Source organism: Flavisolibacter ginsengiterrae DSM 18136, from assembly GCF_059568575.1.
This window is the reverse complement of record NZ_JCANTR010000007.1, coordinates 169,648-190,145: the sequence shown is the minus strand read 5'-3', so window position 1 is coordinate 190,145 and position 20,498 is coordinate 169,648. Positions and strand designations below refer to the sequence as shown.

Sequence of the window (20,498 nt, the reverse complement as noted above, 5' to 3'; positions counted from 1 at the left end):
TAAAATTACCAAATATAGGTACCGACCGCGCCAGCAGGCAAAGAGGTGATAACCCATTTATTGCCAGCACGGATCTTAAAACCCTGTGCTGTGCTGCCATCATTTTCTACTATTAATACTTTTTTACCTGCAGGTGTTTTAAAGGCAACATTTTGCAAACTGCCTGTAATATTACTGCCAATTCTCACAGAGCCAGCAGGAACAAATTTGGAAGCATGTGCCACTATATAATATGCTACATTCCGGAAAACAGAAGTAGTAATGGTTAAAGCTCCCTTACAGGTGTTGCACCCACCCGGAGTGTGTGGTTCAAAGGAGGCGTTGTTCGCAAGATTCCACTCCAGTGCCGTCCTGCTCCAGTTGCGCATGGATCCTATGATCACATTTTTCAAATGCCATTTAAGGTCTCCTCCAAAATCGCCATTAGAGGCTGTGTATTGCTCTGTGAAATAGATATTCTTATCAGGATGGGCATTCCTTACCTGGGAAAGAGCGCTGATGTCGCCTGCATACAGGTGGAACGCGGAGCCGTCAATAAATGCCTTGGCTGCCGGATCATTGAGCATAGTTAAAGGATAGTCCGGCCTGTCGCAGTTATGATCATAGGTGATGATCTTTGTAGCAATGCCGGCAGTTTGAAATGCAGGGCCTAAATGATCTTTAATAAATACCAGCTGCTGGTCAGCCGTCATACTCAAACTTGGATTATTGCCTGGGTTAAGGGGTTCATTTTGAGGCGTTATGGCATTGATAGTGATGCCCTGTGCCTTCATTTGTTGAATGTATTTTATAAAATACTGTGCATATACATTATAGTATTCAGGTTTCAGGCTGCCACCAACGCTGCTTCCATTATCCTTCATCCACACTGGCGATGTCCATGGAGTTGCCAGGATCTTGATAGCAGGATTTATAGCCAGAATTTCCTTTAATAAAGGGATCAGCTGGTTCATATCCGGAGCTAATGAAAAATTAGCCAATGGCAGATCTGTTTGTCCTGCAGGTATGTCATCATAAGTATATACAGAAGCGCTGAGGTCAGAAGCACCAATGCTTATCCTTAAATAACTAATACCTATAGAATTTGCTTCATTACCAAAAAGTTCTTTTAATAGGGCTGCTTTGGTGGAGGCATCCAAAGCATTTATTACCATGGCGCTGCCACTGGTTAGTGTATAGCCAAAGCCATCAATAGTTTGAAAGGTTGAGGTAGTGTCCACATCAATAAAGGGATCATTATTAGCCACGGTTCCAAAACCCAGGATGGTGCTTTGCTTTTGTAACAATGCCGTTTGATCACCTTTTGTTAACCAGAAATCAACCTCATTGACACCAGGAGCAGGCGGATTAGGGGGATCAGGAGTTGGCACAGGCGTTGGAGTTGGTGTTCCACCTCCGCTTGTGCTTTTGTTACAACTCGATCCGCAAATGACCAGGAAAAGACAGGATATAAATAAAAACCGGATGGCAGGAATGATACGTTTCAAGGAAGTTTATTTAATAATTGAGGTATAAAAGCCAGGACTCCGGGTAATATAACCAGGTGCCTCTCCAAAATTAGCTGAGAAAGAATTAAGATCACCGGTTATATAGACAATTAATTGGGATACTACCCCTAAGCCTCCTCCATAAAATGCATATGGATGCACTATCATCGGCTGGGAAGGATATAGTATATTACATGGAACGGGTGGCGTAGTTCTACGATAATGCATGATTTATGATCTCATTCTAATTTAGGTACGCCGCTGATACCTTATTTTTGCGCCGCTTAAGATCAAGCCAATATTAATCCAAAGGGAATAATGATGAACCTGTAAACAGTATTGAAAATCGCTCTATAACGAACTGGTTTCCGAATGAAATATGTCATTTCAAAAAAAGTAGATAGTTTTTTCACAGATGTCAATGATGTCTTTGGGTTTGTTGTTCGGTTTTTTAAGGAAGTATTCAAGCCACCCTTTGAGTTCAACGAAATGATCAAACAATGCTATAATGTGGGCGTTCGCTCCGTAGCATTGATAACAGTCACAGGCTTTATCACCGGGTTGGTTTTTACCAAGCAATCACGGCCTTCACTGGCTGAATTCGGTGCTACATCCTGGTTGCCATCTCTGGTAGGCATAGCAGTGATAAAATCTTTGGCTCCATTGGTAACAGCATTGATCTGTGCAGGTAAGGTTGGGTCAGGAATCGGAGCTGAATTGGGATCCATGAAAGTGACCGAGCAAATAGATGCGATGGATGTATCAGGTGTAAATGCATTTAAGTTTCTTGTAGTAACACGAATAGTGGCTACTTCACTTTGCATTCCATTATTGATGATGTATGCTGCTTTTGTTTCACTTATGGGTTCATACATCGATATCCATTCACATGAAAATATTACCCTTCTTACTTTTTTCCAGAATGCATTCCAAAAGATCACCTTCCTTGATTTTGCTTCCACCCTGTTTCGTTCTGTGATCTATGGATTCACTATTTCCCTGGTAGGCTGCTTTAAGGGGTATAATACCACCCAGGGAACTGAAGGTGTGGGAAAGGCAGCTAACATGGCGGTAGTCGTTTCAATGTTCCTGATCTTTATAGAAGAAATGGCGATTATTCAAATGGTAAACTGGATACGGTAATGCAAAAAGTAAAAGGTCATATTGATTATAATACCCCGGTCATTACTATTAAAGATCTCTATAAGTCCTTTGGTGATAATGATGTTTTAAAAGGTATAGACCTTACAGTATACAAAGGCGAGAATGTTGTGGTGCTGGGAAGATCCGGAACAGGTAAGTCTGTCCTGATCAAGATGATCGCAGGCCTGTTGAAGCCCGACAGTGGAACAGTGGATGTTTTGGGCTATGATGTGCCTTCACTGAATGAAAAGAAACTAAGGGAACTGCGCATGAAACTGGGCTTCTCTTTCCAGAACAGCGCCTTGTACGATAGTATGACCGTCAGGGAAAACCTGGAGTTTCCATTGATAAAAAATTCTCACCACCTGGCAAAGAAGGATCTGAATAAAGCTATTGAAAGAGTGTTGGACGCTGTAGGACTATTGCAATCAATTAACCAGATGCCATCTGAGCTTTCAGGAGGTCAGCGCAAAAGGATCGGTATAGCCCGCACACTTATCATGCAACCGCAGATCATGTTGTATGATGAACCTACAGCTGGCCTGGATCCAATTACCAGTACAGAGATCAATAACCTTATCGTGGCTGTACAGGAAAGGTTTCATACCAGTTCCATTATTATCACGCACGACCTTACCTGCGCCAAAGCTACAGGGGACAGGATCGCCATGATGCTAGATGGCCAGTTTGTCAAGGTCGGTTCTTTTGATTCCATATTTGATTCGGGTGATGAACGGATCAATAGTTTTTACGAATACAATTTTATACAATAAGAAATGAGATCAACTAAAAATACAAGAAGCGTATTGGTAGGTATTTTTATATTCGTCGCCCTTGTCATTTTCATAGTGGGAGTGCTCACACTGGGAGGCCAGCGGAAGACCTTTGCCAGCACCATTGACCTTTCTGCGGTTTTTGATGATGTGAACGGCCTGCAAAAAGGAAGCAATGTATGGTATTCCGGGGTCAAAATAGGAACTGTGAAGAGTATTTCATTTAATAAGACGGGTACAGTTGATGTTGCTATAAGCATTGAAGAAAACACCACCCAATTCATTCATAAAGATGCCTTTGCCAAAGTGGGTTCCGATGGATTGATTGGCAATAAGATCATTGTGCTGTATGGTGGCACACCGCAGGCTGCTCCCGTACAATCCGGAGATGTGCTGCATGTGGAGAAAACCGCCAGTGTAGATGACATGATGAGCACCCTCCAGTCCAATAACAAAAACATTTTGGCTATAACTACAGATTTTAAAGAAGTAAGCCGTCGTATGGCAAATGGAGAAGGAACTATTGGCAAATTGTTGAAAGAAGAATCACTGGCCAATGATCTCAATAATACAATGGCCGTATTAAAAAGAGCTTCAGTAAATGCAGAGAGATTGACGAACCAGTTCACCTCTTATGCTGCTAATCTTCAAAAGCCCGGCACCCTAACCAATGACCTGATCACCGACACCGTATTATTCTCCAGGTTGAAAACCAGTGTAACACAGATTGAAGAAATGACAAGGAAAGCTAATGAAGTCATGCTTACCATCAATAATGTAAGCCAGGACCTGCAGTCAGGCCTTAAAAAGACCAATACACCGGCTGGAGTATTGCTCAATGACGAACAGTCAGCTGCATCTATAAAAGAAACCATCAAAAATCTGCAGTCAAGTACCCAAAAGCTTGATGAAAATATGGAAGCCTTGCAGCACAATTTTTTATTGCGCGGATTCTTCAAAAAGAAGGCACAGGGCAAGCTGTAATTGAGGGAGTATAGAGTTCGTAAGATAACAGGTTGAGAGGTTAACAAGAAGGCGAAAACTTATCCCTTAGTATCTCTAAAGGACTTTGGGCCTGTAACATTGGGCGGATGATAATGCAAATTATTTATTGGTAATGACTGGCGAAGATGGGGTGCAGGATTCCAGTAAATCTTGCTTTCTAATAAATTCCTGGAAATTTGGTTATTGAGTTTTGCCTTTTTTTGGTATTCTTCTATTTGCTAAAATTATGTCCACTACTTATACCTTAGAAATTCCCCCGCTGCATCCTGCGGAATACTTCAACATTAAAACATATTCCATTTCCTGGACTTTAGAAATTACCTTGAGTCCTGCCAGGTTCTTCTGTACTCCGAAATTATTACGCGTAGTGTCCTGATATATCATGGGTATATGCCGTCATTGTGCCGTCTCTTTAAAGGGGCGGTTCAAAGGCGGTTCAAAGGCGGCTCATACACGGCTCAAAGGCGGTGCATACTAGCCGGAAGCCGGGAGTCGATAGGCAGGTTTTCAGAGCTTTCTTTGTAGCAAACAGATATAAGTTTTAGTTTGCCGCGTGTTATTACAATATATAATCCTGCTAATACTCTTAACAAGCGGTGCTTTGATCAGTATATGGACAGGAAAATTAACCATTGCAGCAGGTTTAACAGGCATCGTACTGGGATTATTGATCTTCATTGGTACCGGTTGGCTTGGATTGTTGTTGATGGCCTTTTTCTTTTTACTGGGTACACTGGCTACCACATGGAAGCGCAATCAAAAAGAAACCTGGAAGATCGCAGAAAGAAATAAGGGGCGTAGAACTGCCAGCCAGGTACTGGCTAATGGTGGTATGGCAGGCATCCTGGCTTTGCTGGCCATCATTTACCCCGAAAAAGCAAACCTGTTGACATTGATGATTGCCGGTGTATTTTCTTCTGCTACCGCAGACACGCTCTCTTCAGAGTTGGGGAGTGTATATGGTTCCCGTTTTTATAATATTCTGAGCTTTAGGAGAGATACACGGGGATTGGATGGGGTGATCAGTGTTGAAGGTACCCTGATAGGTATTTGCGGAAGTTTATTGGTAGCCATGGTAACTTCTGTTGGCTATGGCTGGGGGGTGTATTTTATTTGGATCATTATTGCCGGTACTGTCGGCAATTTGATGGATTCCGTTTTAGGAGCCACCTTGGAGCGTCGTCACCTGATGCCTAATGATCTTGTAAATTTTATCAACACCCTGGCGGGTGCACTGGTCATGTTTCTTTTATTGAATATCCAATAAAGCCTGTTTTTGAAAGATACGCATCCGGTAAGCATTCATAGCTGTATGCCCCAGTTTTTTAACCAGCTTATAATTCACAACCACGCCTACCACGGCACCAATGCCCGGAACCAATTGCGCCATTTTGGCCAGGTCAATATAATCCCGGTATTCCAGTTGAAAATTGCGCCAGTCAAACTGGTTAATATCATCTGGCAACAATTCCTTTTGTCTTTCCCAGTCGTTCATTTCCAGGTATACATGTTTCCGATGTTCATGGCTGCTAAAGGCTAGCTGGAAAATATGAAGCAGGTAAACCCGCTCTTTATAGTCCTGTACATCAAATCCATACAGGCTGGCAATATCAAAAAGCATCTTGATCTTAATAGCCAGTAATAATGGAAAGTCTGCAAGTCCCATGAGTATACCGCCGGCGCCGGTAACACCCCCTTCTACGGAAGCAGTGTGTTTATAATTGCGAATGAGCTTTTCAACTGCTTCTTCTGTTGCCTGCAGATCTGAAATACAGGAGGACCGCCGGGTGATTTGCCCGGCACCAAATAATACACCCCTGATCATTTGTTTTATGGTGGCAGTAATTACCTGGTGGATTTTTTCAGGTATAAAACTGTTCATCTTCACCTGGATCTTTTTAGAGATCTTATTGAAGAAAGTTGGGCTGCTTACCATTTCACATTGCCATGATTTCAATTCCTTATAAACAAGGGCTTCATAACTCATGACCAGGTATTTTAAATTTAATTCTTTATGCACCAGATCTATAAAGCAAGACCTCTACTGGTAGAGGTCTTGCTTTTCTTCAGATGATTACCTATGCTTTCCCCTGCCATTGATCCTGCTGTTTTTCTTTAGCCTTTCTCATCATGGCCTGCAACTTATTGACAGCAGCGTCAATAGATTGCTCAAATTCTGTACTATTTTCCTTTATAAAAAGATCATTTCCCGGAACTTCCAATCTTATTTCGCAATAAGTATTTGGAGTGGCTTTATCAGGTCCCAAAAAGAGGGTGACATTGGCCCTGACTATATGATCATTTGGGCTTAATTTTTCCAGCTTTTCTTTAATGTAAGATTCCAGTTGTTCTCCCGCTTTAAATCCAAGCGATTGTATGATTACATCCATAATTGTTTTTTTTAGAGTTGTACCATTATCATACCATGATAATTATTAGCACATGGAAAGGTAAGACGTATTTGGGCAATAAATTTGCCGCATTAATTAAAACCGGGAGTTGTAATGCAGGAATATATAATAGACGTTTCGAAAATAGAAGAATTACAAACTATTAGCAATGTAAATGAACTGAACACCATTTTTGAACGTGCAAAAAGTACAATCGTTAATGGGGAAAAAGTTCTATTGGTAAGGAAGTCAAATGGTAGTCTTCAAAAATTCGATGAATTTTCAACTCTCGAAGAACTTGCCGAATATAAAAAATCAGTTTATAAATATTTGTAGAACATTAGTGAGCTGATGCCTTTGCATGGTCTTCAATGGCTGATCCAAGCATGTTCAAGAGGTTTGCAGGAATCTGGTCGGCGCAATGCCATTGTTTCTTTTTGTACAAAATATATTCTGCCTGTGAAGAAGAAACAAGCACTGTAGTTTCTTTTATAAAATAGAAAGAATACAATTCTCCATTTACTAAAGCATCAAAATTCATAGAGGAAGGTTTCGGATTGCAATATATAAATCTCGTATAAAATACATAAAAATTTTCTATCCTATTTAGGTAGTTTTCCTTAGTATTTACACGAAGAAGGTAAATAAACAGGTTTTAAACGGCGGATTTGGACTTATTGCAAATTTGAATGTACATTTCGATGATGAAAAAGGGTTCTATAATGATGATAGGGATGAATATTGTTGCCAGGTACCTATTAATGCTTCTCTATTTGCCCATTGTTTCGTTTACTTCCTGTAAAAAGTCTTCCTCTCCAACTATAGTTCCTCTTTTTGATTCCGTGCCTTTGGTGAAGCCTGTTCTCCCAATGATCAATGAGGTTTCGGGTATTGCTGACAGTAAGGTAAACGCCGGCTATCTGTGGGGTGAAGAGGATAGCGGAAATCCTCCGGCTATCTACCTTATAGATCATAATGGCAGTATTTTCAAAAGCATTTATTTGAAAGGAGCAGTTAACCGCGATTGGGAAGATATGACACTCTCAGGGTCAGACATTTATATTGCAGATATTGGTGACAACAACCAGGTATATAGTGATTATACCATTTATTCTTTTCCGGAGCCTGCAAAATCCATAGATACCATTAGTAATTTCAATACCATCCGCTTTACATATGAAGATGGATCACATGATGCAGAAGCATTGATCGTAGACCCGGTAACAAAAGATATTTACCTGTTCACTAAAAGGGATAATGCCTCGAAGATCTATACATTGACTTTCCCCTATTCTTTTACCGGTGTGAACACAGCCAGGCAAGTTGGCACCTTGCCTTACGGGGGTGTAGTTTCAGCTTCCATTTCAGCAGATGGAAAAGAGATCCTTGTAAAGACCTATCCTGCTATATTACATTATACCAGGGGAGTTCAGGAAAATATTGTGCAGGCCCTGGGGCATAATTATACAACAGTGCCATATAAAATGGAGCCGCTGGGAGAAGCAGTAACTTTTGCTGCTGACAATTCAGGTTATTATACTTTAAGTGAGAAAGGGTTTAGTAATACCGTAAACCTTTATTATTATAAAAGAAAATGAAGAAAGCCGCCAGGAGCGGCCTTCTTACATCAGGCCAGTGTGCCCTCAGCAGAAATTTCCGTGTTCAATAACTTTGAGATCGGGCAATTTTGTTCTGCGTTCTTTACAGCTTCATCAAACTTTTCCTTGGTGATGCCGGGAACTTTGCCCGTGACCGTTAGGTGTGATTTGGTCACTGCTCCATTTTCAAATGTGATACCGCATTTTGTTTCAAGACTTTCAGGTGTAAATCCTGCTTCACCTAAAACAAAGGTCAATTTCATAGTAAAACAACCAGCATGTGCTGCTGCTACCAATTCTTCAGGATTTGTGCCTATACCATTCTCAAAACGGGAGAGATAGGAATACTGTGTGTCTTTTAAAACAGTGCTTTGAGTGGTTAATTTTCCGTTGCCTTCTTTTCCAGAGCCGTTCCAGACGGCGGTTGCATTACGTATCATAGTTTTAATGTTAAGAGCTTTAAGAAAACAAAGCTACAGGAAAGCAGGTAAAGAAATCAGGGACACAAAAGTCTTGAAACCAGGCCGGTCTTTAGAGCTTTATAATATAGCATTATTTACATGACAAAAGGAACCTTGAGGGTTCCTTACAATTAATATTTTAACCGGCTAATTATGCTGCGTGGGCGCTTTCCAAAATATCATCCATGGATATGCTCAAATGACTCTCGTCATAAATACATTGCCCGTCTTTGATGACAAGTACCTGGGGCGATTCATGGTACACACCAAATACTTCAGAGATCCTGGAGGAAAGTCCTCTGTATGCTATCAGGTCAAGAAAATAAAAATCAATATCTGAAGGCTGATCCACTTTCTGCAACCGTTGCAGGGCTACAGAGCTGATGGAACAACGGGTGCTGTGTTTAAATATTACCTGGGGCTTGTTTTGAGAATTACTAATGATCTTTTTCAACTGCTCTTCATCGGTAAGATGAATCCAATGCATACACAACAATTTTTAATGATTAAACCTTATGCTTCTCAATTACAGGAGTTTTGGCAGATGCCGTAGCAGGGCAACCATAACGGGAACCTGCGCAGGAAGCAAAGACCAGGCTGGTCAGGATTAAGAGGGTTAGGTAAAGCAATTTGTTTTTCATAATAACTAGTTTGGATTAAAACGGCTTAATTTGCCGCTTATTATGCAAATATAGCTATGAAAATTACATTTAAAACCCCTGTTGGCCCTATCAAGCTCATTCATCGGTCAAATGCCCCTAAAAGCAGGTTGTCTGGCTATATCATGCTCATCCAAACTACTTAGATCAACCATGAAAATACATTTTACCTCTATTGGTGGCAGTGTAATGCACCAACTGGCTATAGCTTTAAAGCGAAAAGGATACCAGATTACAGGCAGTGACGATGAGATCTTTGAACCTGCCAGGGGCAACCTTGACCGTGAGGGAATATTACCGGAAGAACTGGGTTGGACGCCATCATTGATTGACAAGTCATTGGATGCGGTTATCCTGGGCATGCATGCAAGGGTTGACAATCCTGAATTATTGAAAGCAAAAGAACTTGGAATACCCATTTATTCTTTCCCTGAATATATTTACCAGGAAAGCCTTAAAAAGACAAGGGTGGTAATAGGGGGTAGCCATGGTAAAACAACCACTACCTCTATGATCATGCATGTATTGCGATCTGCCAGCATGGATTTTGACTACCTGGTAGGGGCCAGGTTGCAGGGGTTTGACCAATCTGTTAAAATAACAGAAGCACCCGTGATCATTTGCGAAGGAGATGAGTACCCGGCCAGTGCGGTAGAAAAACGCCCCAAATTTCACTTCCTTTTTCCACATATTGCGGTCATTACCGGTATCGCATGGGATCATATCAATGTATTTCCCACTTTTGAGAATTACCTGGAACAGTTCCGGATATATATAGATAAAATAGAAAAAGGGGGTCACCTGATCTATAATGATACAGATGCTATATTAAAGGAATTGGTGGAAACTCATGCCCGGACTGATATACAATATCATCCCTACCGGGTTCCGGAACATGAGATCAATAATGGAGAAACAAAGGTGACTATTGAAGGCGAAAAAGTATCATTAAAAGTCTTCGGTGATCATAATTTACTAAATATGCAGGCTGCATGGCTGGTTTGCCGGGAGTTGGGTGTAAGTGCAACTATTTTTGCGAATGCCATCAGCAGTTTCACGGGAGCTTCCAAACGCCTGGAATTGTTAGCTAAAAATGCACAGGCTATATTTTATCGTGATTTTGCCCATGCCCCTTCAAAAGTGAAAGCAACGATAGAAGCCCTGAAACAGCAATTCCCCGATAAAACATTGATAGCTGTGCTGGAACTTCATACCTACAGTAGTTTGAATGAAGCCTTCATGAAAGAATATGAAGGGGTGATGGAAAAGGCGGATTGGGCTGCTGTTTTTTACAGCCGGCATGCACTTGAATTAAAGCGGATGCCAGACCTGTCAAAACAATCTGTGGAGAATGGTTTTTATAAAAAAGGCCTTGCGGTCATCAATGAACGTAAAGATCTGGAAGACTGGTTGTATAGCAATGAATATAATAATGCCGTTGTAGTATTTATGAGCTCTGGAAATTATGATGGATTGGATACGGAAGCATTCGCTAAACAAATAACAGGTGCAAGTCATTAATTTCGTCCTGAATAACACAAAACTTTACCTTTACCCATTTTAAGAACCCGCTGCAAATGTTACAGTTAAAGAAACCCCTGGCCTTTATTGATATTGAAGCCACGGGCTCCAACGTCAGTGCTGATAGAATTGTAGAAATTGCCATAGTTAAAGTGTTGCCGGATGGTAACCGTACGGTAAAAAGAAAGATCATAAATCCACTGATCCCCATACCTTCCTCCATTAGTGAAATACATGGAATCACTGACGAAATGGTAAAAGATGCCCCGACATTCAAACAGGCTGCGCATGAGATCAGGCAGTTCCTGGACGGGTGCGACCTGTCCTGTTATAATGCTTACCGTCTTGATATTCCTATGTTGATGGAAGAATTTATCAGGGCTGATGTGGAATTTGATATGAAAAGCCGCAGGGTAATTGATGTTCAAAAGATATTTCACCAGATGGAGCAACGTACATTATCTGCAGCCTATAAATTTTATTGCAATAAATCGCTGGAAGGGGCTCACGGTGCAGAAGTGGATGCCGTAGCTACAGCAGAAATTTTAAATGCCCAGTTAGAAAAATATCCTCAATTAGGAACCAATATTGAAAGTATCATAAAAGCGATTGGGGAGGAACCAATCATTGACTTTGCACGACGTTTTACTTTCAACGATAAAGGTGTGGAAGTATTTAATTTTGGAAAACACAAAGGAAGACCGGTGGCTGATGTATTAAAGGCCGAGCCCCAGTATTATGACTGGATGATGAAGGGTGAGTTTCCAATGAATACCAAGCAGAAGTTAACTGAAATGTACACCCGTATCATGCTTAAAAAGTTCTAAAGCCTTTTGGAGAAGCTTGTAATTATACCAACTTATAATGAGAGGGAAAATATTGGCCCTATCATAGAGGCCATTCATGACCTTAACCAGGATTTTCATATACTGGTAATAGATGATGGCTCACCCGATGGAACAGCCGATATAGTACGGTCTTTAAGAACCAAATATCCCGAAAGCGTTTTTCTGGAAGAAAGACAAGGCAAGCTAGGGTTGGGAACCGCTTATATACATGGTTTTAAATGGGGAATTAAAAGGGAGTATGAGTACATTTTTGAGATGGATGCTGATTTTTCTCATAACCCTTCCGACCTGCCACGTCTTTACGATGCCTGCAAAACCGGTGGTGCAGATGTAGCTATTGGTTCCCGTTATATAAAAGGGGGAGGTGTTCAAAACTGGCCCCGCAACAGGATCCTTTTATCAAAAGGCGGATCCCTATACACAAGGTTGATCTTATGGATGCCGGTTGAAGACCAGACCGCCGGATTCATGTGTTATAAAAGAGAAGTATTGGAAACCATCAACCTGGATGAGATCCATTTTGTGGGTTATGCATTCCAGATAGAGATGAAATTTGCCGCATGGAAACTTGGATTTCGTCTTAAAGAAGTTCCTATTCAATTTGAAGACCGTAAATATGGCGAATCGAAAATGAGTAAGGGAATTGTCAAGGAAGGGATTTTGGGTGTACTGAAGCTCCGCTGGTATAGCATGTTCACCAATTACAGGCGCAGGGTGAAAAGTAAAATGGATGCTCCTGTAACAGAAGGATCTTAATCTTCCCTGTAACTACTCATTACTGCTTTCCATGGAATATTCCTGATACTATCCATGATAAGCCAGGTTGCAATTACAGACAGTATTGCACCAATAATAACTACAGGCATTATGTTATAGATAAAGAAATGCCCCAGCGCTATAACACCTGAAATGGCAAGGACAAACAAGCTCCTTAATAAAGACCCTGCTTTGACATTGGTATTTTGATGCATGGAAAACGGGAATTGCTTATTGCCCACATAAACAAGAATAGTAGCAATAAGTAATTCATTGAATAAGCCCAGGATGATATTGGGTAATACTTTTGGGCCAATAAGAATAAGCCCGGCAAGGGTAATGAAAAATACAAGAGGTATGTAGAATTTCATGATAGCAGCTTTTGCACCTCCGAGTATGATGGCCCCCGGCCTGGCAACAGGTGTGATGTAATAGATCCAGGATGCCTTGTATTTTTCTGAATATACCACCTGGGTAATGGCCATTGTCAGGATGAAACTTGTAAAATACAAAGCGGATATTACCAGTATCCTGCTTTTCATGCTTTCTTCCCTTAATTCCTGCAGGTCCATAGATTTTGTATTCATGAACATGATGACCACATACACTGCCAGGTAGCCAATGGAAGGATAAACCTTTAGTTTAAAATCGCGGCTTCGCGAGGTCATTTTCCAGCAAAATAAGAATCCCATTTTTTCTGATCCACCTGATGTAAATAATTTGCTGAGAATGGCGGGATAGTCCAAACGGTGCTTTCTTGTTGTAACCGCTTTAGCATCAGGCGTAGCTGAACTACCCGAAGACAATAAGGCAAGTTTATTATTGAAAAATGGTGCAAGGTATTTCACTACCAGGTAAATACTGATAAATGGTAAGATCAAACCCAGGACTGTTCCTATTGCTTCCTTATATGTTACCTGGAACGAGTACAAAAATTTCCAGGTGCAGGCTATCCAAAAAAGAGGATAAAAAAGAATGCCCTTTTGCAAGGTTAGATCAAGATTTCCAAGCGTAAACCGGTTGATCATACGGGGAAAGATCTGGTAGCTGGCATATATTACAATAGCAAAAATGATCTGGATATAACTGATAACGGATTGGAATTTTTGGGGAGTGGTTATTTTAAGAATGGCTATATAAACCGCATTGATAAAGAGGATGGCAAAGGTCGTAGTGAAAAGCACCATAAGGATAAAAGATACAGCAGCCGCGATGTTTACATTCATGATTACGTAAACAATTCCAGGAAGGCTCATGGGCAGCACTATTTTGGAAATGTGTATCAGGATATGCAGTAGCCGGGAAACCAGCAGTGTTCTGTCATTAACAGGTTTAGGTAAAATAATAAAAGTATCCCTCACATCGATAAGCACTGAAGTGAAGTCAGAGATCAATGTTGCAGATAACATAAAGAAGAACATGGAATAATAAATGGTAAGACTGGTTACCATATTTGAACCTATAGAAAATGCAAATAAATAAACCAGGCCTATCAATCCACTCATAAACATGGTTCCGAGTGTGGCAAGAGATACCTGCTTACCCTTGTTCCTGGTCCTCGTTTGCTGGATGGTATTAGGACGCCGGTCATCCATGGTCAGTTTTGTTGTCAGGATGGATTTTAACTGCTTTATGTTTACTCCGATACTTTTATAAACAGGAGCAGGGAGAAGGATAAGTTTCAGGAAAATTTTGTTGACAGGATTCACTGGTGCCGTTAATATTAATGGTTTTGATTAAATAGAAATTTTATCCTTCCAATGCTTTAATGAGTTCATCTGCAGTATTGGATAATGAATCTTTACTGGTAAGATTGGCAAATATCTGTTCCAGGCTTTTATTGCCTTGCTGTTGTTTTAGTTCTTCAAAGCTTCCATCGGCAATGATCCTTCCATCATCTATCAATACAATACGGTCACTGACTTTCTCCACCACGTCCATCATATGGCTACAATAAAATATGGTTTTGCCATCCCTGGCCAGCCTGCTGATCATTTCCTTGATGATGATTACGCTATTGGCATCAAGGCCGCTTAAAGGCTCGTCAAGAATGATCACATCGGGATTGTGCAACAGCCCTGAAGCGATCAATACCTTTTGCTTCATTCCTTTGCTGAAGCTATCCATACGCTGATCTATATTGCTGGAAAGGCCAAAGGCAGCTATCATTTTTTGTATTCTTTCAGCACAAATCTCTTCATCGATTCCATATAAGGCCCCCATAAATGCCAGGAACTCCCTGGGGGTTAACACATCATACAATTCAGCCATTTCAGGTACATAGCCTATTATTTTTTTTACTTCAAGTGTGTTATTTTTTACATCAAATCCTTTTACGCTGACTTCGCCCTCATAATCAGTAAGCAGCCCGCAAAGAATCTTTACGGTAGTGCTTTTTCCTGCGCCATTAGGTCCAATATACCCGATGACCTGCCCGGCAAATACTTCCAGGGTAATGTCTTTCAATACTGACTTATTGCCATAGTTCTTAAAAAGGTTCCTGATGCTGATTACCGGTTCCATATATAACGTGAATGCCTTGAGTTAAAGTAAATGATACGAATGCCTGCTAAAGATAATCAAGTAATACAGTCCTGAGCTTATAATGGAATTTATGTTTCTTTGATCATGAGAAAGGCATTACTGCAGTTACACGCCGCAGTTTTTTTGTGGGGCTTTACGGGCGTATTGGGACGTGTGATAACACTGGATCAAACCTGGTTGGTCTGGTACCGGCTATTGATCACGACTATATCTCTATGGGTATTGTATTTTTTTATGAATAAGATCAGGCGGTTGCCTGCACGATCCGTCTTTTTGATAAGCAGTATTGGATTCACCCAGGCATTACACTGGGTTTGTTTTTATGGTAGTATCAAATATGCCAACATAACTATTGCTCTCACAACATTGTCAACATCTGCCTTACTGGCTTCGGTTATTGAACCATTGTTATTAAGAAAACGATTTGATGCCATTGAGATATTTCTTGGATTGTTCGCCATTGCGGGCATAGTCATTATTTACAATACCCATGTTCAATTTTCAATCGGCATTGTAATAGGGTTGTTATCTGCTTTATTAACTGTAATAGTTTCCGTTTTAAACAAAAAAATAATTGATCATTATGCGCCAGAGCAGATCACACTTTACCAGCTCACCGGAGGTTTTGCAGGATTAAGCCTGTTGCTACCAATATACCAGTATTATTTTCCCGAGAAGCATTACCTGCCCGGAACAATGGATTGGGTGTGGTTGGTATTATTAAGTTGGGTTTGTACCATAATGACCTTCTTTTTATACATACGGGCCTTGAAAAAGATATCCGCCTTTACCTTGAACCTGACATTGACGCTTGAACCAGTGTACGGGATTCTGTTGGCATTTCTGATTTACCATGAGAATGAAAAACTCAGTAAATGGTTCTATATAGGATTTGGATTGATTGCATTGGCTGTTGCTTTCCATATGATTCACCTGTTGCGCTTGTCTCGTCAAAAATCATTTTCCCATTAACCTTCAGTGCTTATTTTTAACGCATAAGTCAAACTTTATGAAGTTCTCGTTCCTGCTTTGCTGTGTTTTTTCCTGTTTCTATTCTTTTGCCCAAAAAAAACCGCTTGATCATTCTGTATATGATGGCTGGCAAAGTATTGGAGAAAAAATGATCTCTAATGATGGCAAATGGATCGTGTATTCAATTACCCCACAGGAGGGAGATGCTGATTTGTATATATTATTTTCCTGTGACACATCTCAAAAATTAAAAGTTCCCTGCGGTTACAATGCGGTAATAACCGAGGATAGCCGCTATGTGGTATTCAGGGTAAAGCCTACCTACAGGGAGTTGCGCGAGGCTAAAATAAAAAAGAAAAAGCCTGAAGACATGCCTAAGGATTCTATTGGAATAGTGCAATTGGGAAGCAAAGAAATAGCAAAATGGCCCCGTGTAAAATCTTTTAAAATCCCCGAAAAAGCCGCTGGTTGGGTAGCTATTCATAAAGAAAAAGAGCCATCCAGGCTTAACGGGACACCTAATCAAAAAACTGTTGATAGCCTGAAAAAAACCATTGATTCATTAATGTTGCTGGTTACAGAAATAAAAAATAGTAAGGCAGGTACTGGTGATCAAACTGATGCGGAAGATGATCCCTTACTGACTGCCGCTGCCACAGAAGGTAGTGACCTCATTCTGCATGGATTTGGAAAAGGTAAGGACATACTATTTAAATATGTCAGTGATTATTATTTTAATGCCTATGGGCAGAAACTGGTAATAAGGATCACCAGGAATGCCAAAGATTCTGCTTCAGTCAATGGCGTAGTGGTTTATGATCTTCAAAAGGGAAAAGCAGACACTATCATAAAAGGAGGCAATGATTACAAAAACTTTGCTTTATCCGAGTCAGGGGATAAAATCGCATTCGTGGCAGATAGTGATACGGCTACCAATGCGCTTCAGAAATTTTATGGTTTGTACTTATATCAAACCGGTAGTGATAGTGCCAATTTATTATTGGATAAAAATACACCTGGCATGCAACTGGGAATGACCGTAAGTGAAAATGGAACTGTCAGTTTCAGTAAGAGCGGGAATAGGTTATTTTTTGGCGCTGTGCCTTTACCAAAACCAAAAGATACCAGTTTGGTAGATATCGACCTGGTAAAACTCGATATCTGGAATTATAAGGATGACTATCTTCAAACGCAACAATTATTACGTTTACCATCCGATCTCAAAAAAAATTTTCTTGCCGTTTATGATTTCCGGGCCCAAAAAATAAGACAGCTGGCTAATGAGGGATTGCCAACGATTATTCCAACGAACGAGGGGGATGGAGATATTTTTGTTGCCACTACAGATACTGGCAGAAGGGTAGAGACGCAATGGCTTGGAAATGCTAAAAGAGATATTTATGCTTTAAATGTGTATACTGGTCGTACAACTTTGATCAAAAAAAATCATGACGGAGAAATATATCCTTCTTCAACCGGTAAATTTATCCTGTTGTATGATACTCATTTCAAAAATTATTTTTCATGGGATGGAAAAGGGTTGAAGAACATAACATCAAAGATCAAGGTCCCTTTATATAATGAAGAAAACGATGTGCCTGATGATCCTGGTCCCTATGGTGTAATGGGATGGAACCAGGGTGATTCTGCAGTGTATATCTATGATCGTTATGATGTTTGGAAGGTAGATCCTTCCGGGATGAAAACACCGGTCAATCTAACAGTTTCAGGCCGCAGGCTTAAAAACAGTTATCGTTATGTGAAGCTAAATGAAGATGAAAAGTTTTTTAGCAGGCACCAGCCACTGTTCTTTAAAGTGCAAAACCAGGTAACCAAGCAAACCGGTTATGCTTTTAGCCCACTCGACACAAAACTTTCTTTTCAGTCATTGGGCTTTGGAGAATTTAATTATAATTCACTTACCAGGTCCAGGGATGCACAAACCCTTGTGTATTCAAAAGAAAATTTTATGCATTCACCTGACCTATTTCTTATAAGTGGTAAAGCAGAACAAAGTATATTTTCTTCACCATTAGATGTGAGTAATAGCAAAAGGATAACCTTTTTAAATCCACAACAGGCTAATTATAACTGGGGTACGGCTGAATTGTATAAATGGAAAGCAATCAATGGCAAGCCTGCAACCGGTATATTGTACAAGCCTGAGGATTTTGATCCATCTAAAAAATACCCTGTGATCTTTTACTTCTATGAAAAGCTAAGTGATGGATTGTACAATTATTCTGCTCCGGCGCCTACACCGAGCCGTTTAAACATTCCCTTTTTTGTGAGCAGGGGATACCTGGTTTTAGCCCCCGATATTTATTATACAAAAGGACACCCGGGAAAAGATGCTTACAATTACATTGTTAGTGGAGCAACGACTTTGGCAAATGAAAAATGGGTGGATGGGAAAAATATGGCCATACAGGGACAAAGTTGGGGCGGCTACCAGGTGGCGTACCTTATCACTGCCACCCATCTGTTTAAAGCGGCATGGGCCGGAGCACCGGTAGTTAATATGTTCAGTGCATATGGAGGCATACGATGGGAAAGTGGAAATAACCGTCAATCACAATATGAAAAGGGTCAAAGTCGTATAGGTTCAACACCATGGGAAAGGCCCGACCTTTATATGGAGAACTCTCCATTTTTTCATTTGAAGAAAGTAACAACTCCGTTGGTAATCATGTCTAATGATGCGGATGGTGCTGTACCCTGGTACCAGGGTATAGAATTCTTTACAGCTATGAGGCGCCTGGGCAAAAAGGTTTGGCTACTCAATTATAACGGGGAGGCTCATAATCTTGTGGAGCGAAAGAACCGTAAGGATATCCAAATAAGGGAGCAGCAATATTTTGACTGGTTATTGAAAGATCAGCCGGCTCCTAAATGGATAACGGAAGGTGTTCCTGCAGTAAAAAAAGGAAAAGATTGGGGCCTGGAAACTGGTATGTTCTGAATCATGCATCAATACCTTGATAACCATTCAGGAATCTATGCAACAGAAGGGGACAGGTATTTTACCAGGCACCTTTTGGCGATCGGTAACAAAGTTTCTTCTACAGGAAAACTAAGATCGGTTTCTATGCAATACACAGCCGGATTGGGCAATTCGCTCCTGTTTTTGATCAGGTCATATTTCAGGTTTTCATAAGTGTTTACCAGGCTGCGGCGCATTTCGTCAAGGTATGCTGTGCGAATGCTCCTGAATTTCTCGTCATGCTTTGCAAATATGGACAACCGGTAATGGTACACCCTTGTTGCCCTGGCATACCCTGAGCTTAAAAAGAAATAGCCTTCCTGGTTATCAAGAGGCACCAATCCAACAGGAGTGATCGTTAACTTTTCTTCCACGAATTCATATAGTTCTGTTCCACTGCTGATAGTTGTTTTCATTTCATTTGCCGAATAGTTGATGATCTCTTCCAGTTGTTGCATGAGTTCATCATCAGCTATCATTTGTTCATATAATAATTGCAGTTTCTCAATCTGAATACCTGTCAGTTTTTTTGGAAAGTGCTCCTGCAGGTATTTCTTATTTTCCCTGAAGGCGACTATATTATTATAGTGAAATATAAGATCAGCAAGTTGTGGGTACAACTTATTTTGATTGAAATATTTATTGATCTCCTGCAGGTAGGCAAGGAGTGTATATTTCTTTAACTCGAAATCTATATATCCTTCGGCAAACCAGGTTTCGGACAATTGTTTCATAGTCTAAATGATTTGATTACCTAATTTACTAAATAGACTATTCAAATCATAGACCTGTTTATCTTTAATGTGTTAATACTACCGATCATGCGTATAATCCTGCCAGTGTTCTTTTTGTTTTTTCTGTATTCCTGCAAGCCAACCAGTTATTTTGTGGTGCGGCATGCAGAGAAGGAGACAAGTACTACTATGGCAAGTGATGTTCCATTATCCGTTCAGGGTAAGGAAAGAGCAGAAGCATTAAAAGATTTGTTGCTTTCAGCGCATATTCGCTCCATATATTCCACAAATTTTTTAAGAACCAGGGCTACGGCCGAACCACTGGCAAGGGTGTTAAAAATTGAAATTCAATCATATCAACCTGCAGATACAGGTTTTATCAGATCTCTTAGAAGTAAAAATGAAAATATATTGATCGTTGGTCATTCCAACACAGTGGATAATATTGTTAACACGCTCATGGGTTCAGTGGTTATTCCCGCAGACCTTACGGATACACAATATGGGGACTTGTTTGTTATAAAAAGAAAGGGTAAGCATTACCGTCTTGATAGAAGGCGTTTCGGAAAATAAAAGTAAAAAAAACCATCTTGCTTGTTGCAAGATGGTTTCTCCTTTAATTGT

22 protein-coding genes are annotated in these 20,498 nt (G+C 40.5%); 12 read left to right on the top strand and 10 right to left on the bottom strand.

Annotated features, from left to right (window positions below):
- Positions 1–5 precede the first annotated feature (5 nt).
- Positions 6–1,487 (bottom strand): glycoside hydrolase family 30 protein, encoded by a 1,482-nt coding sequence (locus tag BP74_RS09710; protein WP_496373520.1) that lies wholly within the window; start codon positions 1,485–1,487, stop codon positions 6–8.
- Between the two features lie 372 nt (positions 1,488–1,859).
- Between BP74_RS09710 and BP74_RS09705 the strand changes: the two genes are divergently transcribed.
- The 4 genes from BP74_RS09705 (at position 1,860) to BP74_RS09690 (ending at position 5,675) form a co-directional block, all read left to right on the top strand.
- Entirely contained in the window at positions 1,860–2,630 is a 771-nt protein-coding gene (locus BP74_RS09705; RefSeq protein ID WP_496373518.1) for an MlaE family ABC transporter permease, read from the top strand.
- On the top strand, positions 2,630–3,403 hold the full coding sequence (locus BP74_RS09700; RefSeq protein ID WP_496373516.1) for an ABC transporter ATP-binding protein: 774 nt from the start codon (positions 2,630–2,632) through the stop codon (positions 3,401–3,403). The genes BP74_RS09705 and BP74_RS09700 overlap by 1 nt, the downstream gene beginning before the upstream one ends.
- Positions 3,404–3,406: 3 nt before the next feature.
- Positions 3,407–4,387, top strand: coding sequence for an MlaD family protein (locus BP74_RS09695; RefSeq protein WP_496373514.1), 981 nt, complete (start codon positions 3,407–3,409; stop codon positions 4,385–4,387).
- A 622-nt stretch (positions 4,388–5,009) separates the two neighbouring features.
- Entirely contained in the window at positions 5,010–5,675 is a 666-nt protein-coding gene (locus BP74_RS09690) for a DUF92 domain-containing protein (RefSeq protein WP_496373512.1), read from the top strand.
- On the opposite strand, the gene BP74_RS09685 is transcribed toward BP74_RS09690, so the two are convergent.
- Positions 5,658–6,395 (bottom strand): EcsC family protein, encoded by a 738-nt coding sequence (locus BP74_RS09685; RefSeq protein WP_496373510.1) that lies wholly within the window; start codon positions 6,393–6,395, stop codon positions 5,658–5,660. The genes BP74_RS09690 and BP74_RS09685 overlap by 18 nt on opposite strands.
- A 91-nt stretch (positions 6,396–6,486) precedes the next feature.
- Positions 6,487–6,798: an HPF/RaiA family ribosome-associated protein gene (locus BP74_RS09680; protein WP_496373508.1), complete on the bottom strand. Its 312-nt coding sequence runs from the start codon at positions 6,796–6,798 to the stop codon at positions 6,487–6,489.
- 114 nt (positions 6,799–6,912) lie between these two features.
- Between BP74_RS09680 and BP74_RS09675 the strand changes: the two genes are divergently transcribed.
- The gene (locus BP74_RS09675; RefSeq protein ID WP_496373506.1) at positions 6,913–7,134 is read left to right on the top strand and encodes a hypothetical protein; all 222 of its coding nucleotides are present in this window, start codon (positions 6,913–6,915) and stop codon (positions 7,132–7,134) included.
- A 4-nt stretch (positions 7,135–7,138) separates the two neighbouring features.
- Here BP74_RS09675 and BP74_RS09670 read toward each other — a convergent pair whose 3' ends face one another.
- Positions 7,139–7,339: a hypothetical protein gene (locus tag BP74_RS09670; RefSeq protein WP_496373504.1), complete on the bottom strand. Its 201-nt coding sequence runs from the start codon at positions 7,337–7,339 to the stop codon at positions 7,139–7,141.
- Between the two features lie 163 nt (positions 7,340–7,502).
- Here BP74_RS09670 and BP74_RS09665 point away from each other — a divergent pair, with 163 nt between their 5' ends.
- Positions 7,503–8,396, top strand: coding sequence for a hypothetical protein (locus BP74_RS09665; protein WP_496373502.1), 894 nt, complete (start codon positions 7,503–7,505; stop codon positions 8,394–8,396).
- 29 nt (positions 8,397–8,425) lie between these two features.
- On the opposite strand, the gene BP74_RS09660 is transcribed toward BP74_RS09665, so the two are convergent.
- The 3 genes from BP74_RS09660 to BP74_RS09650 all read right to left on the bottom strand — a co-directional run bounded on the left by BP74_RS09660 (position 8,426) and on the right by BP74_RS09650 (position 9,498).
- A complete protein-coding gene (locus tag BP74_RS09660) occupies positions 8,426–8,836 on the bottom strand; it encodes an OsmC family protein (RefSeq protein WP_496373500.1) in 411 nt (136 codons plus the stop codon).
- Between the two features lie 172 nt (positions 8,837–9,008).
- Positions 9,009–9,344, bottom strand: a complete 336-nt coding sequence (gene ytxJ / locus BP74_RS09655; protein ID WP_496373498.1) for a bacillithiol system redox-active protein YtxJ — start codon at positions 9,342–9,344, stop codon at positions 9,009–9,011.
- 19 nt (positions 9,345–9,363) lie between these two features.
- Entirely contained in the window at positions 9,364–9,498 is a 135-nt protein-coding gene (locus BP74_RS09650) for a hypothetical protein (protein WP_496373496.1), read from the bottom strand.
- Between the two features lie 171 nt (positions 9,499–9,669).
- Between BP74_RS09650 and BP74_RS09645 the strand changes: the two genes are divergently transcribed.
- The 3 genes from BP74_RS09645 to BP74_RS09635 are packed head-to-tail and all read left to right on the top strand — an operon-like array spanning position 9,670 to position 12,641.
- Positions 9,670–11,037, top strand: a complete 1,368-nt coding sequence (locus tag BP74_RS09645; protein WP_496373494.1) for a UDP-N-acetylmuramate--L-alanine ligase — start codon at positions 9,670–9,672, stop codon at positions 11,035–11,037.
- A 56-nt stretch (positions 11,038–11,093) separates the two neighbouring features.
- Complete coding sequence (locus tag BP74_RS09640; protein WP_496373492.1) at positions 11,094–11,864, top strand: exonuclease domain-containing protein; 771 nt, start codon at positions 11,094–11,096, stop codon at positions 11,862–11,864.
- Positions 11,865–11,870: 6 nt separating this feature from the next.
- Positions 11,871–12,641 (top strand): polyprenol monophosphomannose synthase, encoded by a 771-nt coding sequence (locus tag BP74_RS09635; protein WP_496373490.1) that lies wholly within the window; start codon positions 11,871–11,873, stop codon positions 12,639–12,641.
- On the opposite strand, the gene BP74_RS09630 is transcribed toward BP74_RS09635, so the two are convergent.
- Together BP74_RS09630 and BP74_RS09625 are read right to left on the bottom strand one after the other, a co-directional pair.
- Positions 12,638–14,350, bottom strand: a complete 1,713-nt coding sequence (locus BP74_RS09630) for a hypothetical protein (protein WP_496373488.1) — start codon at positions 14,348–14,350, stop codon at positions 12,638–12,640. The genes BP74_RS09635 and BP74_RS09630 overlap by 4 nt on opposite strands.
- Positions 14,351–14,390: 40 nt before the next feature.
- The gene (locus tag BP74_RS09625) at positions 14,391–15,164 is read right to left on the bottom strand and encodes an ABC transporter ATP-binding protein (RefSeq protein WP_496373486.1); all 774 of its coding nucleotides are present in this window, start codon (positions 15,162–15,164) and stop codon (positions 14,391–14,393) included.
- Positions 15,165–15,269: 105 nt separating this feature from the next.
- On the opposite strand from BP74_RS09625, the gene BP74_RS09620 reads away from it, so the two are divergent.
- Entirely contained in the window at positions 15,270–16,157 is an 888-nt protein-coding gene (locus BP74_RS09620; RefSeq protein WP_496373485.1) for a DMT family transporter, read from the top strand.
- A gap of 37 nt (positions 16,158–16,194) precedes the next feature.
- Positions 16,195–19,119: an alpha/beta hydrolase family protein gene (locus BP74_RS09615; RefSeq protein WP_496373484.1), complete on the top strand. Its 2,925-nt coding sequence runs from the start codon at positions 16,195–16,197 to the stop codon at positions 19,117–19,119.
- A gap of 35 nt (positions 19,120–19,154) precedes the next feature.
- Here BP74_RS09615 and BP74_RS09610 read toward each other — a convergent pair whose 3' ends face one another.
- Entirely contained in the window at positions 19,155–19,874 is a 720-nt protein-coding gene (locus BP74_RS09610; protein ID WP_496373482.1) for a hypothetical protein, read from the bottom strand.
- 87 nt (positions 19,875–19,961) lie between these two features.
- Here BP74_RS09610 and BP74_RS09605 point away from each other — a divergent pair, with 87 nt between their 5' ends.
- Positions 19,962–20,447 carry a SixA phosphatase family protein gene (locus BP74_RS09605; RefSeq protein ID WP_496373480.1) on the top strand — a complete coding sequence of 162 codons (486 nt, stop codon included), beginning with the start codon at positions 19,962–19,964 and terminating at the stop codon, positions 20,445–20,447.
- Positions 20,448–20,498: the final 51 nt, after the last annotated feature.